This window comes from Spiroplasma melliferum KC3, assembly GCF_000236085.2.
In the GTDB taxonomy this organism is placed as follows: Bacteria; Bacillota_I; Bacilli_A; order Mycoplasmatales; family Mycoplasmataceae; genus Spiroplasma; species Spiroplasma melliferum.
On the sequence record NZ_AGBZ02000002.1, the window covers coordinates 32,752 to 49,705 of the forward strand.

16 protein-coding genes and 1 riboswitch are annotated in these 16,954 nt (G+C 26.9%); of the genes, 2 read left to right on the forward strand and 14 right to left on the reverse strand.

Translation table 4 applies throughout. The features are described from left to right. Positions 1–67 precede the first annotated feature (67 nt). From SPM_RS03750 to parE, 8 genes are all read right to left on the reverse strand, one after another. On the reverse strand, positions 68–574 hold the full coding sequence (locus SPM_RS03750) for a hypothetical protein (RefSeq protein ID WP_004028256.1): 507 nt from the start codon (positions 572–574) through the stop codon (positions 68–70). A gap of 49 nt (positions 575–623) precedes the next feature. Beyond that, on the reverse strand, positions 624–1,082 hold the full coding sequence (locus SPM_RS03755; RefSeq protein ID WP_004028257.1) for a GNAT family N-acetyltransferase: 459 nt from the start codon (positions 1,080–1,082) through the stop codon (positions 624–626). Positions 1,083–1,258: 176 nt separating this feature from the next. Next, positions 1,259–1,408 (reverse strand): 50S ribosomal protein L33, encoded by a 150-nt coding sequence (gene rpmG, locus SPM_RS03760; RefSeq protein ID WP_004028258.1) that lies wholly within the window; start codon positions 1,406–1,408, stop codon positions 1,259–1,261. A gap of 112 nt (positions 1,409–1,520) precedes the next feature. Further along, positions 1,521–2,303, reverse strand: coding sequence for a hypothetical protein (locus tag SPM_RS03765; protein ID WP_004028259.1), 783 nt, complete (start codon positions 2,301–2,303; stop codon positions 1,521–1,523). Next, on the reverse strand, positions 2,251–3,051 hold the full coding sequence (locus SPM_RS03770; protein ID WP_004028260.1) for an ATP-binding cassette domain-containing protein: 801 nt from the start codon (positions 3,049–3,051) through the stop codon (positions 2,251–2,253). Before SPM_RS03770 ends, SPM_RS03765 begins: the two co-directional genes overlap by 53 nt. Before the next feature lie 81 nt (positions 3,052–3,132). Continuing rightward, positions 3,133–6,567, reverse strand: a complete 3,435-nt coding sequence (gene parC / locus SPM_RS03775) for a DNA topoisomerase IV subunit A (RefSeq protein WP_004028261.1) — start codon at positions 6,565–6,567, stop codon at positions 3,133–3,135. Between the two features lie 2 nt (positions 6,568–6,569). Then, positions 6,570–7,475 carry a hypothetical protein gene (locus SPM_RS03780; protein ID WP_004028262.1) on the reverse strand — a complete coding sequence of 302 codons (906 nt, stop codon included), beginning with the start codon at positions 7,473–7,475 and terminating at the stop codon, positions 6,570–6,572. Between the two features lie 11 nt (positions 7,476–7,486). Next, positions 7,487–9,424, reverse strand: coding sequence for a DNA topoisomerase IV subunit B (parE, locus tag SPM_RS03785; protein WP_004028263.1), 1,938 nt, complete (start codon positions 9,422–9,424; stop codon positions 7,487–7,489). Positions 9,425–9,548: 124 nt separating this feature from the next. Here parE and plsY point away from each other — a divergent pair, with 124 nt between their 5' ends. Next, entirely contained in the window at positions 9,549–10,340 is a 792-nt protein-coding gene (gene plsY / locus SPM_RS03790) for a glycerol-3-phosphate 1-O-acyltransferase PlsY (protein WP_004028264.1), read from the forward strand. A 106-nt stretch (positions 10,341–10,446) separates the two neighbouring features. Here the strand turns inward: plsY and SPM_RS06835 are convergent, their stop codons facing one another. From SPM_RS06835 to SPM_RS03815, 6 genes are all read right to left on the reverse strand, one after another. Next, on the reverse strand, positions 10,447–11,223 hold the full coding sequence (locus SPM_RS06835) for a hypothetical protein (RefSeq protein WP_239643294.1): 777 nt from the start codon (positions 11,221–11,223) through the stop codon (positions 10,447–10,449). 51 nt (positions 11,224–11,274) lie between these two features. Further along, positions 11,275–12,075, reverse strand: coding sequence for a hypothetical protein (locus SPM_RS06840; RefSeq protein ID WP_004028266.1), 801 nt, complete (start codon positions 12,073–12,075; stop codon positions 11,275–11,277). 107 nt (positions 12,076–12,182) lie between these two features. Beyond that, positions 12,183–13,007, reverse strand: a complete 825-nt coding sequence (locus SPM_RS03800) for a Pr6Pr family membrane protein (RefSeq protein WP_004028267.1) — start codon at positions 13,005–13,007, stop codon at positions 12,183–12,185. Between the two features lie 53 nt (positions 13,008–13,060). Beyond that, on the reverse strand, positions 13,061–13,741 hold the full coding sequence (gene mtnN / locus SPM_RS03805; RefSeq protein ID WP_004028268.1) for a 5'-methylthioadenosine/S-adenosylhomocysteine nucleosidase: 681 nt from the start codon (positions 13,739–13,741) through the stop codon (positions 13,061–13,063). A 4-nt stretch (positions 13,742–13,745) separates the two neighbouring features. Then, complete coding sequence (locus SPM_RS03810) at positions 13,746–14,843, reverse strand: nicotinate-nucleotide adenylyltransferase (protein ID WP_004028269.1); 1,098 nt, start codon at positions 14,841–14,843, stop codon at positions 13,746–13,748. A gap of 51 nt (positions 14,844–14,894) precedes the next feature. Continuing rightward, entirely contained in the window at positions 14,895–15,596 is a 702-nt protein-coding gene (locus SPM_RS03815; RefSeq protein WP_004028270.1) for a hypothetical protein, read from the reverse strand. Between the two features lie 86 nt (positions 15,597–15,682). Further along, positions 15,683–15,781: riboswitch (TPP riboswitch) on the forward strand. A 79-nt stretch (positions 15,782–15,860) separates the two neighbouring features. On the opposite strand from SPM_RS03815, the gene SPM_RS03820 reads away from it, so the two are divergent. Further along, complete coding sequence (locus tag SPM_RS03820) at positions 15,861–16,886, forward strand: energy-coupled thiamine transporter ThiT (RefSeq protein ID WP_004028272.1); 1,026 nt, start codon at positions 15,861–15,863, stop codon at positions 16,884–16,886. The last annotated feature ends 68 nt before the right edge of the window (positions 16,887–16,954 follow it).

Below are 16,954 nucleotides of genomic sequence, written 5' to 3' on the forward strand. Positions count from 1 at the left end.
TTAAAAGTTAAATCAGAAAAACTATTTCTTTCTTGAACTAATTTTTCTGATTTAACTTTACTTAAAATTATAAATTTTGATGTCGCTTAGCAAGATTTGTTTGGTTAATACCAAACATTGAATAATAAGGATTTCGTCACTTTACTACGCCTTGCCCCATCCGATTATAATTGTTTGAAGCATTACGTAATAAATTAATCCTTTGCTTTGTTAATTCTAATAAATTACCTTGACTAAAAAAAGGCCGCTTTTGATAAATATTTGTTACTTGTTGTGGTTTTTTATTTTTTACTATTATTTGTTTCTTTTCTTTTTTTGTACTTTTATTAATTTTTTGCAAACTAAGTACTTGTTTTTTCTGCTGGGTTTGACTTACTGGACGAGCATTATAATTTGCTTTAATCTTAATATTATATTGTTGTCGCATTAAATTTAAAATTGTTTCTTTTTGAGTAAAAGTTAATTCTGTTTTTACTTTTAAAATTCGTTCAATTGAAAGAAAATTTAATTTTAGTGAATTTAAAAATTTAAAAGTCTTTAACTCTTTTGGATCTAAATTTAATTTGGTCAACATTACCCATCATTCCTTTTAATGGATATATTATACATTTTTTTCTATTAAATTAAAAATATTTTTTCATAAAATAGGTTAAAATTTCTTGTTGAGAATAGATATGAACATTTTTCTTCACTGCAATGTAATGATGCTTTTGAAAAAAAGCAACAGCTGGTAAAAAAGCATCAACAGTAATATCTAAAAAACCATTTGTCTGTGCTTCTAATTCTAATTGTTTAAGCAATTTTTTGCCAAAATATCATCCTTGATATTCAGGATCGACATATAAATCAGTAATTTGATTTTGTTGTGCATGATAAGAACCATAACCTAAAATTTTATTTTCAAAACTAATTACATATCCTATTTCGGCTTCTAATGTTTTACAAAAATTATTATTTTGAAAATATTGTAAAATAGCTTCTTGTTCTAAAAGATTATAATCATCAAGATTAATTTTCTTAATTGTTTTTTGTCTTAATTGATTAATTTGGTCTTGATCAACAATCGCAGCTTTTCGAATCATTAGTTCTTCCTTCCTTTCATATTTTTACTTGCTATTTTAAAATAATTAAAAACACATATATGAAAATAATGTTATCTACTTTATCTTAATCATAACATAAAAACCGTTAATCAAAGCAAGATGTTAAGTCTAATCTTTGATAAAACTAATTTTAAAAAATAACTCATTAAAATGAGTTATTTTTTTTCTTTATGTAAAGTGTGTTGGTTACATTTTGAACAATATTTTTTCACTTCTAATTTGTCTTGTTGTTTCTTTTTATCACGCTTTGCAATGTAATTTTCTTCTTTACATTGTTCACAACGTAAAATTATTCCTTCACGCATTTGTTTATTCCTCTTTTCTGCTTAAATCCTATTCTTTTCAAATTTTACAACAAATATATCATAACAAAATAATTTAAATTTGCCAATTATTTTCGGCTCTTTCCTTATTTTTTTAATTATCTCAACGAAAAATTCGAATAATTAATCATATTAAGAGACTAGTTAAAACAAGAGAACCCAGCATAACACCGCAGTTAATACTTAAGCCCTTGATTGATAAAATTGCCTCTTTATAATGTGTACCAAATAAAGCCGGAATAAAAGCAACAAATAAGAATGAACCTCCAACAAATAAAATTGTTAAAATTGTTGTTACTATTGATTGCATTGTTCGTGAATTAATTAAGATAACAGCAATAATCATTAAGGCAATTGCAAAAGCAGTAATAAAAATTGAAACAATGAAAAACAAAAGAACAATTAAATTATACGCAACAGCAAAATTAATCTTTAACACCGCATTAATAATGAAACTAGTAATTAAAACTAGCAAATCAGCAATTATTACTAAGGTAAAACAATAAGCGTAAACAATTAAAACAAAACCTAATGGTTTAATTCCCAATAATCCAATTCGTTTATATACAACGGACATTTTTAAATCAATTAAAAATCCCATTAACATATATACAGCAACACTTGTCCCAGTTGCAATAAAAGTAACACCAATTGATAATGCCATCACATTTGATCCTTGTCGGTAGTTAACAAAAATTGCTTGACAAAGAATTGCGATTGGAATTAACACTACTGAAAAAATTAAAACCATTTTTTGACGTCGTAAATAACTTAGAAAAAAACGATATAGTGCTGATAAATTAATTTTTTCATTAATTAATCAGCTATTTTTTATTTTTATCGATGTATTTTGCTCAGTTTTTTGCTCATTTGTCATGTTCGATTGCTCCTGTTCTATAGCCTTGTTTATAAGCCCCAATTTGATATTCTTTGAATTGATCTTTGACAAAAGCTTCAACACTACCATATTTGGCAACAACATCAACTACTTTTGTTATTTTTGTAATTTCTCCTGCAACCATAAAAATCAAAGTATCACAAAACTTCTCAATTTCTTCCATATTATGGGAAATTAATAATAATGCTTTATTTTCATTTGCTAAAAAAATACTTAAAATTTCATATATTTTATCTTTAATTTCTAAATCTAATCCGGTTGCTAATTCATCAAGAATAATCAAATCCGGATCAACAATTAATGCTAATAAAATATTAATTTTTTGTTGTTGTCCTCCGGACAATTTTGAAATATCCTTGTTCATTATTTTTTCAATTTGTAAATTTAGTAAAAATTGATAAATCTTTTCTGGTGGAATTAATAAATTATAAGCTTTTAAATACAAATTCAAAATATCATAACCAGTAATGCCACGAGGATATTTTGATTCTTGTAATTGCATTCCAATCCGAATTCCATATTTTTTCTCACTACTACCATTCGAAACACGACGCAATTGGGCTAAAATTTCACATAAAGTTGTTTTCCCCGTTCCGTTCGGTCCAACAACCCCAATCCGTTCTCCTTTTTGCACAGTTAAACTAACATTTTTTAAAACATGTTGTTTTCGATAAAATTTATTAATATTAGTACATTTAACTAAAAAGTCTGTTCCCAAATTAGCCATTTTTTATTCGCTCCTCTTGTTTTTATCTGCAATTACTAAAATTATATATGAAAAATCAGTCAAAATTGACTGATTTTTCATTTATTTTTTACTTTTATCTAAAATATCATGGATGGTTAATTGTAACTCTTTTGTTTCATCAATTGCTAAATCTTTTTTAAATTTAGCTTTTGTTACACTCTTATTTTTAATTTCTTTAAAATCAACTCTTTGCATTGTTTGTTCATGATTATTTGAAGTAACATTTCTTAACCCTACCTTAATTGTTCCGGCTGGAGCTTGTTCAATTGCTTTTAACCATTCTGTTCGTGATTTTACTTTTATCGTAGACTTATCTTTTGGGTTATCTTTTTCACTATTATTAAACTCAAAATCAATTTTTTGTTGTCTATTTTTAAGAAGAGTCTCCACTGTCGTAACCACTTTGCCAAAAGTTGGTTTTTCTTCAGGAAGAGAAGGAACAAGCAGTTTTCTATTTTTTTGGTGATTATTTTGTTGTGCTTGTGCTTTTACTAATGCTACTTTAGCTTGTTCACGTTGTTTCTTTTCAATTAGCATATCTACTGTTGTTTTTACTTTTCCAAATGTTTTACGAACAAACAACGGTGATGGTTCTTGTTCAGATGGCGCTGCAATTATGCTAGTTTCCACATTTGTTACTGGTTGTTCCGATTGTTGTTTACTTTGTTGTTCTTTTCGAAATTTCTTTTTTGTTTCTTTTATATTTTTATTTTTCTGGCGCATTTTTTCTCCGCGTGGTTTAACCACAATGTTTTTGTTAATACTTTTCTTACTATTAGGATGATGGTCCAGCGTTGTTATTGGCTCTGCTGTTGCAATCACCTGCTCGACTTGATAAATTTCTTCTGGTGGAATCATTAATGCTAATTTAACCTTGAGATCACTTTCTTCATCGTTAGTATTATCTGCTGTGATTGTTTCTTGATTATAACTTTTTTCACTTGATTCGGTCTTATTCAGAACAGAATTATTTGTTGCCTGTGTTACTTCAATTAAGGGTTTAATATTATTGGCATTATCATGTTCATTATGATGAAACGAATGCTTTTTTCCAGCAGTACTACTACTTTCTAATCCTTTTTTTGATGGGATTACTTTTAAATCATAATAATGTGGAATAACAATATCAACAATATTTTCAAAACCTAAGGTATGATTGGCAGTAACTAATTTATGAACAGCCATTTTATCAGTATTAAATAACTCAATTTCATCTTTTTGATTTAACATATGCAAGATATCTTTCCCTTTTGTTAAAAACGTTCAGCGAACAAGTTCATTAATATCTTTATTTAATTTATATAATCGTGTTCCTTTTACTGGTCGCGTTGATGTCGGGATTTCTGTTAAAGAAATTTTTTTCCCAGTATGAAGATTAGTAATTAATACTAAATTATCATCTTCACAATAACCCGCGTTAATAACAACATCATCACGTAGATTAATTGATTTAACCCCTGCTGTTCGTAACCCTAATGTTGGAATTTGTTTTTTACGATATTTAACAATAAAACCATTTGCTGTTGTTATGACCACATATGGATGATGACCAGCTAATTGACTAGCAACAACTTCATCATCATTTTTTAAATTAATAGCTTTAAGCGCTTTACTAATCCGTGTCGCTTCAAAATCTTTAACGGCTGTTTTTTTAATCATTCCATTTTTAGTTGCTAACATAATGTATTGTTCTTTTTTATTAAAATCATTTAATAAGAAAGCACTAATAATTTTTTCTTCTCCTGGTAACTCAGAAATAGTATTAACATGCTCACCAATATCACGTAGTCGAACTGTTTTAATTTTATAAACTGGAATAATAACATAATTCCCTTTTGAAGTAATTAACAAAATTTTATCGGAAGTATTAGCTTGAAAATCAGCAATTCATAAATCCCCTGGTTTTCGTTTAAATTCTTCGGTTGCTAATCGCGCTAATTGATTATTTTCTAAGGCTTTTAAATATCCATCTCGTGAAATTCAAATGTTCAAATCTTTTTCAATAATTGTTTCTGTTTTTTGAATTTCAATTGCTTCAATTTCATTTTCAATCACACTACGACGACGAGAAGCAAATTTTTTCTTAATTAATTCTAATTGATGAATAATAACACTATTTAATTTATTAATATCACGTAAAATTGCTTTTAATTCAGCAATTGTTGCAATTAATTCTTTTTGTTCTGCTTTTAATTGCAAAATATCCGTTGAAGTTAATCGATATAATCGTAATTGTACTATTGCTTCTGCTTGAATTTGGGTAAAACCAAATTTTTTTACTAAATTATGAATTGCATCACTACGATCTTTTGAATGGCGAATGACAGCAATCACTTCATCTAAAATACTAATTGTTTTGATTAATCCAGCAACAATTTCTGAGCGTTTTTGTGCTCGTGCTAATTCAAAGCGAGAACGATTAGTAATAACTTCTTGTTGATGTTCAACATAATGGGTTAAAATTTCTTTTAGCCCTAATTGTCGTGGTTGTTTGTTTGCAATAGCAACCATATTAAAATTATATGAAATTTGTAAATTAGTATTTTTTAATAAAAATTTCCGTACTGTTTCAACATTAGCTTGTTTACCTAATTCAATAACAATTCGTAACCCTTCGCGGTCTGTTTCATCACGAACTTCTTTAATATTTAATCCTGGTTCATTATATTTAATATCATCAATCTTTTTAACTAAGTCTTGTTTAACAACTTCATAGGGAATCTCAGTAATTACTAAAGCATTGTTTTCAAATTCAATTTTGCTACGAACAATAATTTTTCCTTTTCCTGTTTGATATGCCTCTAAGATTCCACTTTTTCCCTGAATAATGCCTCCGGTTGGAAAATCAGGTCCTTTAACATATTTTACTAAATCTTTAACCGTACTGTCTGGTTTTTCAATAAAATGAATTGTTGCATTAATAATTTCATGTAAATTATGTGGTGGAATATTTGTGGCATATCCAGCAGCAATCCCGGTTGAACCATTAACTAATAAATTTGGAAATAAGGCTGGTAATACAACTGGTTCTTGTTCTGAATCATCAAAATTAGGAGCAAACGCAACTGTTTTTTTATCAAGATCTTGTAATAAAAATGAGGAAATTTCACTTAAACGAGTTTCAGTATAACGCATAGCTGCCGCTGGGTCACCATCAATTGAACCATTGTTTCCATGCATATCAATTAATGGATAACGAACTTTTCAATTTTGAGATAACCTTACCATTGCATCATAAACCGATGTATCACCATGAGGATGATATTTTCCAATTACTTCTCCAACAATCCGTGCCGATTTTTTATAACTCGTATTAAAAGTTAATCGTAATTCATTCATTGCAAATAAAATACGGCGTTGTACTGGTTTTAAACCATCACGAACATCAGGTAAGGCTCGATCTTGAATAATATATTTGGCATAACGTCCAAAGCGTTCTGACATAATATCATTTAAACTATAAACTAATTCATTTTCTTTTTCGTTATTACTCATTTCTAAATTCCTCTCTGTAAATCAACTTTCATCATTTCATTCTTGATTATAAACTTTTTATAATCAATTTGATAAAATAACTTGTGCCCTAATTTTGTTAGTATTCAATAATCCTTATGCTTGTCATAAGTAAACAATTGGTGGTGATGGGTTAATAATAACAATGTTCGAAAGTATGCTAAGATTTGGTCATTAAGATTATTACAAATTTCAATTAACTGTAGTAACTCTAATAAAATATCTGTTTGTATTTTAAATTCTTGTTGATAGTAAATTGTTGTTGCTGATTTAATCATATACTTACCCTTTTTAGATAATCAGTCAATTTCACATTGATAAAATAAGGTTCCTTCAATTAATAATAATTTATAAATTGTTAAATTTAACATATTTAATTGCTGATTAATTTTTAGTGGTAAATTTTTAGGTGTAATTAATTTTCTTTTTTTCATATTAATTCCCATATTAATTTTTTGCCAAGCAAATAAAATTATTAATATATTATAATTATAGTAGTTTAATTCAAAAGCAATAATTTTATCGTTAAAAAAGTGAATACCATGTTTTGTTAACAAATATAAGTTACTACTTGATTCTAACTGATAAAGTTGTTCTGCTTCTTGCATAATTTTTTTTCAAAAAATTTCTTTTTCAGCAGTCTGTTGTGCTGCTAATAATAAACTTTCATAACATCAACTTAATGCTGTTTCATCTACTATTCCAAGTTCAATAGTTGTTGTAATTGTATTTTCACTATATTCAATGCCACTATTTGTTCAAACTTCTAATGTCAATGTTGTTTTTGTTTCTTTTATTTTAATAAGTCACAACTGAAAATTTTGATATTGACTAAGAGTTAGATTGGTTTGATTTAGTTTATTAATTAATTTTTTGATTGCTTGTAACATTGTTGGCCTATTTAATTAATGATTGCTTGAAAATCATCTTCTAAAGTAAACTTAACATTTTCATCAATTCAATCTTTTCGTTTTTTAGCATCATCTCCCATTAAGGTTACAATCCGTCTTTCAGCCATAACGGCATCATCAATTGTTACTAAAATTAATTGACGAGTTTGAGGATTCATTGTTGTTTCTCATAATTGTTCTGCATTCATTTCTCCTAACCCTTTATAACGTTGTAATTCAAATTTACCATGAAATTGACTTAATTTATTTTTTAATTCTGTTTCATCTCATGCATATTCAATATGTTTATTTTTGGTGCTAGTAATCTTAAATAAAGGTGGCAAAGCAAGATAAACACGATGATTTTCAATTAATGGTCGCATATAACGATAAAAAAATGTTAATAGTAAAGTTTGAATATGTGCCCCATCAGTATCTGCATCGGTCATAATAATTACTTTACCATAGTTGGCATCATTAATGTCAAAACCATTTCCCACTCCTGCACCAATGGCATTAATCATTACATTAATTTCTTCATTATTCATTAAATCTTGAAGTTTTGCTTTTTCAGCATTAATTACTTTCCCTCGTAATGGTAAAATTGCTTGAAAACGACGATCACGTCCTAATTTGGCACTTCCCCCAGCAGAATCTCCTTCAACTAAAAAAATCTCATTATTAAATTTATTTCGATTTTGAGCAGGGGTTAATTTTCCTGTTAATAAACGATCACTATTACCCCGTTTTTTGCTATTGCGCGCTGCTTCACGTGCTTTCCGAGCTTCTTCACAAACATTACGAGCTAATAATGCTTTTTCAATAATAGTGTAAGCATTTGTTTTATTTTCTGTTAATCAAAATCCAAATTGTTTTGCTACAATCGTTTCAACTGCAACCCGAGCTTCATAAGTTCCTAATTTTCCTTTGGTTTGTCCTTCATATTGAATTAAATTTTCAGGAATTTTCACTGAAACAATAGCCGTTAGTCCTTCACGTGTATCAACTGAATCAAGATTTTTATCTTTTTCTTTTAACAATCCTTCTTTCCGAGCATAATCATTAATTACTTTTGTTAATCCTGTTCGGAATCCAACAACATGGCTACCACCTTCGCTTGTTTTAACATTATTTGCAAAACTAAGTAAATTTTCATTAAATTCAGTTGAATATTGTAATGCTATTTCAACTTCGATTTGTTTTTCTACTCCTTTTAACATAATAATTGGAGTAATACTTTTTTTATCTTCATTCATATAAGTAATGAACTCTTCTAAACCATTATTAAATAAATATGATACTTTTTTATCAGTTCGTTGGTCAGTCAATGTTAACTTAACCCCGCTATTTAAAAATGCTGATTCACGAATTCGTTCTGAAATTGTTGAAAAAGAAAAATCAATTACTTTAAAAATCTTATGATCAGGTAAAAAAGTAACTGTTGTTCCCGTTTTCGTTGTTGTTCCAATTTTTGTTAATGGTTCTTTAACTTGACCACCATTTGCGAATTTAATACTTCAAACTTTATGATCACGATAAATTGTGACATCAAAAGTGGCCGATAAAGCGTTAACAACTGAAGAACCAACACCATGTAGTCCGCCTGCTGTTTTATAACCATCACCACCAAATTTTCCACCAGCATGTAAAACTGAAAAAATTACTTCTGGGGTTGATTTTCCAGATGAATGAATTCCAGTTGGAACACCACGCCCATTATCTGCCACCATAATAGCATTATTCTTATAAATAATAATATCAATTTCATTACAATAACCAGCTAATGCCTCATCAATTGAATTATCAATAATTTCTCAAACTAAATGATGTAATCCACGAACATCAGTTGACCCAATATACATTCCTGGACGTTTTCGAACTGCATCTAGTCCTTCTAAAATCTGAATTGATGATTCATCATACTTTAATGTTTTATCTTCAATACTCATATCCTCTATCATTCCTTTTAAATATAATTTTCACTATTACTATCTTATATTATAATGCTTTTATTTACAATTATTTACTAAATTATTTCTAATTGCTATATAATAATAAAAGAGAGGTGACGGAATGACATTATATGGATATTTAGGAACAGCTATTACAGCAATAATTGGATACTTAATTGGTTCTTTTAGTTGGTCAATTTTTATTAGTAAAAAAATTTATAAAATTGATGTGCGTGATTATCATTCTAAAAATGCCGGAGCCACAAATACTAGTCGTGTTTTAGGAAAAAAATGAGGTTTTGCCATCATGTTTTTAGATATGCTAAAAGTTACTATTACAATGTTTATTGCCTTTGGTATTAGTTGTATTAATATTAATGGTGTTAATTTTGGTTCAACTAGTTATTATATTCCAGCTTTTTTTGTTTTAATTGGTCATTCTTATCCAATTTATTATAAATTTAAAGGTGGAAAAACAGTTTCGTCTTTTTTAGGTTTATTATGAATGACTAATCCATATTATTTTTTAATTGCTACAGTTGTTTGATGAAGTACAATTTTTATTTGAAAACGAGTTTCTGTTTCTTCAATTTTAGCAGCACTATTTACAGGAGCATTATGTTGAATCCCACAATTAAGTGGCATTGATATTATCAATTTTAATGGTGATTTACTTCAAAATTCTCACCTTGTTTGAGTGAATTACTTACATTATGTTAATTATGATAATTACTACGATAGTTTAGCTTTAATTAATATTATTATTACTTTAAGTGCTATTTTCTTAATCTTAAAACATCATCAAAATATTACTCGTTTATTAAAAGGAACCGAAAAGCCTTATGATTTTAAAGGGAAATCTGATTTAGAAAATGGTAATCTTTCAAAACACAATAAAATAAAAAAACACTAATAATTACCCATAGTTTTAAGTACTTAATAAGTTAAATGAAAAATGCTTTCATTCTAAAGAACTGAAAGCATTTTTCATTTTTAAAATTTTTGTTTATTAACAAAACTTAAACTACCTTAAATTCAATTATCTGTAAAAAATTATAATTACCATCATTAATATTGGTTTCACCCTTGTTTGGATTAAACATAAAACTATAAAAAAAGTTGCTATACGATAAGTAAATATTTTTTGAAGTGTATGGGTATATCTTAGTATCATTATTTCATGAATAAAATAATTGAAAAGTTATAGATTTTTCATTTTCAATTCAATTAATTTTATTTTTAAATTCACTTGTATTGTATTCAAAAGAAAACTTTGCGTTTGAGTCTAATGACTTCCAATAAAAACCAAAAACATATTCCAAAAATGTCTTCAAGTTGTCTCACACTTGGTTCTGTTTATACTTCGTTCTAATTTTTTTAACAATTTCATCAAAGTTAACTTGATTCATATTAAAAACAAGACGATTATTTTCATTATATGTTTCTAATTGATAATAATGTCAAAAACCCATTATTGCTTTTGCAAATATGATTAACTCAGTATCAAATTTATTTTTTTCTCTCAATATTGTTATTGGTGCTTTTAATTCAATATTGAAACTTAAAATTTTAAGTGGGAGATTCTCAATAATAAAGTTATCCAAGAAATTGAAGGATTTTAATGTTGCTTGTATATAATACTCATTATGAATTAATAATGTATCAAAATAAATCAATTTTTTATAAAATTCTAAAAAGTTTTCTGGGGTTAATTTAGCAGGATTATACCCTTCACCCGCTCATGGCAAGACAGAAAACATTGACTTTTGATACTTCTCATCTCATAACCTCAACATAGTCATGTTTGCATCTTTATTAATAAAATTTATTGAATCTATATTACGAAACTAAATATTTTCATCACTTAAAGATTTCGCAATAAATAATGTTATTGTTTTATTATAATTGACATAACTATTAGCATCCTTATTTATTGGTACAATAATTTTAAAATCTTGTTTTTTAAAAATATTATTAAGAAAAATAGTAAAATACTTTATAAGGTCATCTTGTATTTTACTTAAAACATCTAAATTATTATTAATCACTATTACATTATTAATGTTATCCGGCACTGGTAATAATTCTTTAAAGCGCACTTCATAAGGAATATTAACCTGGACTGTAATGCCTAATACTGCTTGGGGAGTATCTTGTACTAACTTTGCTATCTTATCAAAATTAATATTATATAAATCAAATGAAATGTTATTTTCTCCTAAGAATAATGGCATTGTATCAACATAATAATTTGAATATCGATCTCGTAAATGTTGATTCAAATTATTAAACTCTGCTTTAAAACCAACAAGCAACTGATGTAAAAAACGATATTTACTAATTGCTGTGCTCGTTAAAGTTAATAAGCCATCATTTTTTGTTTTTACTTGTGCGACTAGTTCTTTAAATGATGATATTTGGTCTGGATATTCCTTAATAATATCAATCATTGTTTTTGTTTGCCATCATGTTGACAAAGTTTGCTTTGCTTCCTTTTTTATTTGATTTAAAATTTCAAGATCTTGATTGTGCTCCAACTCATCGTTGTCATCAGGCTCATGTTTTGCTCGCACTGTACAACTAACAACACCTAAGCTACTACCGAAACCTAAAACAAAAACACTAAAAAGTGTTAATAACCGTTTCATCTAATTGTCACCTTCCTTTTGTGTGATACTTATAATTATACTTATTAAAAAAAAAAAAAAAAGCACCCTTGTGCTTTTAGCAATTTAATTGTTTGTTAAAATATTTATTAAGAATTTTTTGCTTGTTGATGATGTTTGGAAACTTTTAATATACTAAAATGATATAAACCACCAAAAGCAGTAATAATCCCTGAAATTAAGACAATAGCAATTATAAATCAAACAATACCAGGTAAACCTTGTACTTTTGGATTTGTAATTTGTAAGAAGAAATATTGATAGGCAATCTTTAAATGCATTCCACTATATTCACATAATATTCCTTTGATAACTCCATAAACACCATATAAAATTGGATAAATAAAATATCATCCTAATTTTTGTTGATAAAATTGTTTTGTTGAAACTAACGGTGATTGTTTAGCAAAGATAACAATATAAATAATTGTTAATATTGGTACAATAACATGCAAAATAATTTGCTCCGTTCATTGTAGTGGACCTCACATTAAATCTTTATTTTTTAAGATTCCTGGTAATAATACAAAATTGTAAATTAAACAAGTAACTGTAATATACACAGCAACTGATAATGAAAAATATGTTTTTAATGGTTTAATGATTCCTTCTTGACGATGACAAATAATTGCAATTACAAATCAAATTAGGACTAAAAAATTTGATTGCGTAGTAAAAAATGAAATTCATCATATTGTATAGCCAGCATAATTTCAATGACTAATTGCTCCTGTTTGATCATAAACAGCTCATAAATATGTCACTTGGTTATTACTATCCGTAACAAACATTTTGTCTAAATGCAGTAAATTAGTTAAATAATTAGTTAGTAACCCAAATAAAGCAACCAATGCAATAATTATTTTGAATCAAAACCGTCAATCACGACAATAATATTTGATAAAGTTTTGCATTTAATCCCTCTTTCTATTTATCGTAGTTTAATTATATCTTAATTTTAAATTTTTTATTCTTTATTATTAAATAATTTTGTCAAAATTAAATCAGAAATTAAAATTCCTGCTTGTGATAAATTTTGTTTAAATTGTGTTGTTGAACTTTTTTTAGTTGCTTGTAAATAATCTGTAATAATTTTAATACTAACAATTGGAATTTGATACTTTAATGAAACTTGAAAAAAAGCACAACCTTCCATATCCACCACATCAATTTTATTCTTAAATTTAGTATTAATATGATTAAAATATTCTAGTTTATCAATAAAAATATCACTGCTCCCTAAAACTGCTGGTTGAATGTTAGGTATTTTTGATGTAATTGTAGTTACTAATTTTTTATCACTATAATAACTAGGTAATTCACCTGGAATTTGCCCCATTGTATAACCAAATTCTTGTGCATCAGCAAAAGTATAGTAAGCTTCAGTAATCACTAAAACTGATAATGGTTTAAAAGTTGCCTTTAAAGTCCCAACTGTGCCAATATTATAAACTGTTTTAATTGCATAATCTTTAAGTAAGATTGTTAAAGTCATTGCAGCATTTACTAAACCAATCTTGCTAATTGCAAATAATCAATTACCTTTTTGATATAATTCAATCTGTGAGTATTTACCAATTGCTGTTGGTTTTAAAGCATTTAAAGTTGTTATTAACTCTTCTTTCATTGCACTAATAATTAAATTCATTACGTTATTTATCCTCTTTTCATTGTTGATAAGTTAATTGTATGTTTTTACCTAAATGTTCAAGACCTTGCTTATCTACTGCTCGTTCAAATTGGATTATTAATAATTCTTGAAACGCTTTTATTAAATCTTTTTGTGCTAATGTTCGATAATAATCAACTTTCGGATAATTTCGTTCACTACTAATTTTATCCGCAACAAAAATTAGCATTTCAAACAATGTCATTTGTGGATGGCCAACAGTATGTCATTTAACTGCTGTTAAAATATCTTCATCAGTAAATAATAAATCATATTTTAAATGACAATAAGCTGTATAAGCATGCCAAGTAGGAATTGGCTCTGATAAAAAAGTTGGTAAGTATTTTGTTAGATATGCTTTTTGTTTTTGTTTTGACCATTGTTTCGTAATATCATGATACGTTCCAGCAATTAAAGCTTTTTGTGGGTTTAATTTATGAATCAATGCTAATTCTTGGGCTTTTTGCCCAACATTTAAACAATGTTGATATCGTTCCTTATCCATATTTTGTCCCAATCGTTCTGGTAAATATAATAAATTATTATTAATATACTTAGTAATACTTGGCAATTGCAATGAAATGTTTTTTCCTTCTCGTAACATTGTTGATGATAAATGTAAATTATTATGAAATGGAATTACTATTGCTTGATATTGTTTTAAAATTGCTTGTTTAATTGGTTCATTTCGTTGAAAAACAATAAAAGTTTGCATTCTTGTTAATTCAATAATATTGTTTCATTTATTTAACGATGCTAGTTGGTCAGAACCAATCATAAAATAAAATTGATAATGTGGAAATTGGCCTTGCAATTTTAAAACAGTATCATATGTTGTACTAGGTTTTGTATTTTCTAATTCAATTAAATTAATCTTAACATACGATAAACCAGCAACTGCTAAAGTAATCATTGCAACACGATCAGTGGAAGAAGATAATTTTCGTGTTTTAAAAGGATTCTGATTTGTTGGAATAATTCAGATTTCATCAATATCTGTTTTTGTTTTAACAAGATTAATCATTGTTAAATGGTCAGTATGAAATGGGTCAAAACTACCACCAAATAATGCTATCTTCATTTATTTTTCCTCCCAATCTAAAAAATACAGCACATAAAAACAAAACAAAAATTATTCATCTTTATTTTTAATTCCTAATTCAACTAAAACATCCTCCACAGTATCACGCACAACTTGTTGAAATTGTTTTACAGATAATGTAATTGTAACATTCTCTTTTTCACTTAAATTATTAGAAGTCTTTTTTGGTAAGTTTTGTTTTAAAGGATTAATTTCACTTTTATCCCCAGCAATTGTAATTTTATTTTTTTTTACTCCTTTTGACGCATTTTCTGCTAATGGTTCACCATTATGCGCTAATTCTAATTTATCATCATCACGATGAGAAATCTTAATTCGATCCATAATATATGCCATTCGGTCATTAAAATTCCGTTCTTTAATTCGATTTAGCATTTGTTGAATATCATTTGGTTGAACTTGAGAACTATCACGTAATTTTTTTAATTGCTCTAAGCGTTCTAATAAATTTTCATGTTCATTAACATTATGTTCTTCTTTATATTTATTAATTTGATGACGTGCATTTTGAACAAGACTATGAATACTATTAGTATCCTCTTGAGTTGTTTTAATCTCAGAATTTTCTAAATTATTTATTATAACCCTTTTTGATTGTGACAATTCAAAGTCAATTGTTTCATCACTAAAATTAGCTCCACTAAACCCTTCAATTTCATCATCAAAAGCACTCGCTGTTTCTAAATTTACTATTTTTTGTTCAGTTTTTTTTCGTCTTCATCATTTAAACATATCTTTGCCTCTAATTCCATATACATTATTATATAATAAATTATTAAAATTTCTTGCAGTTTTTTACAACAATGTTAAGATAATATTGTAATTGACAGAGGTAACTTACAAAACATAAGTTTGAGAAATACTCTTAGAACCTGATCTAGTTAATACTAGCGTAGGGAGTTCAAATTCGTTATTTATTTAATTTAATAAATTTAATTTGATGCTCACTTTCACAGAAGTTAATTACAAAATTATTTGTGTAAGGAGATTTTTGATATGACCACAACCGCAATTTTTAAGTTTAAGTTAAACCAACAAAAAATTATTTTATGATATAATAAAGTAACTATTTTTATGATCATTAGTTTATATCTTGGTATTATAATAACTCTTAGTATTTTACCATTATCAACATTAAGTAAATTATTCCATTTAAATAATGACCAAAATTTTAAAAATATATGAGTTTTTTGTTTAGCGGTTTGTGGATTTGGTTTAATATTTAGTATCATATCCGCAATAAGTGTTTGATTAACAAATTATGAAGAATATATTAATTATAAGTTTCAGTTTATTATTTTAAATATTATTAGTTTAAATTTTCTTAATTTAATTAGTAATCTTATTATTTATAGTTATGAAACAAAAGTTAGTGATTTATTATTTACTAATGTTATAAAGCGAAAACGATTTTTAATTAATTTAGGAATTTGAAAATGAAAAACATTTGATATTGTTATTATTGGAATGTTTGCAGCAGTAACCTTAGCATTAGCATATTTAGAAACCCTGCTGCCAAATTTACCCCATGGGGGTGGGATTGCTCTAAAATATCTTCCTCTTACAATAATTGCTTTTTTACATTCCGCTTTAGCTGGTTTTTTTGCTGGAAGCATTAGTGCCTTAATGTCCCTGTTATTTATTCCCTCTGGTTTTATTGTTTCACCTTGATCATATTTGTTGGATTATTTTATTCCAATGATTATTCCAATGATTGCTGGCTTTATGCGGTTTAAAGTTAACAATGATAAAAAATATATTACATATGTTAATTATATTATTATTTGTTTTAGCATCATTGGTTTAATTGCTTTATCACAAATATTAGGTGGTGTTATCATTTGAACCACATTATTTCCTGCTTCTGTTTGACCAGGGTATTCTAATTGATTATATGCAATTGTTTATAATTTTATTCATAGTTTTCTTTTTACCTATCCAATCATGCAAATTGTAATCCCCCTTGCCTTGCGCGGTTTAGCTCCATTGTTTTGACAACGTTATTTAAAATATGATAATTAATAACAAGAAAAAATTAAGGGGCAATTTGATATAACACATGTTTTGCATAATTTTATAAGAAAAAAAAT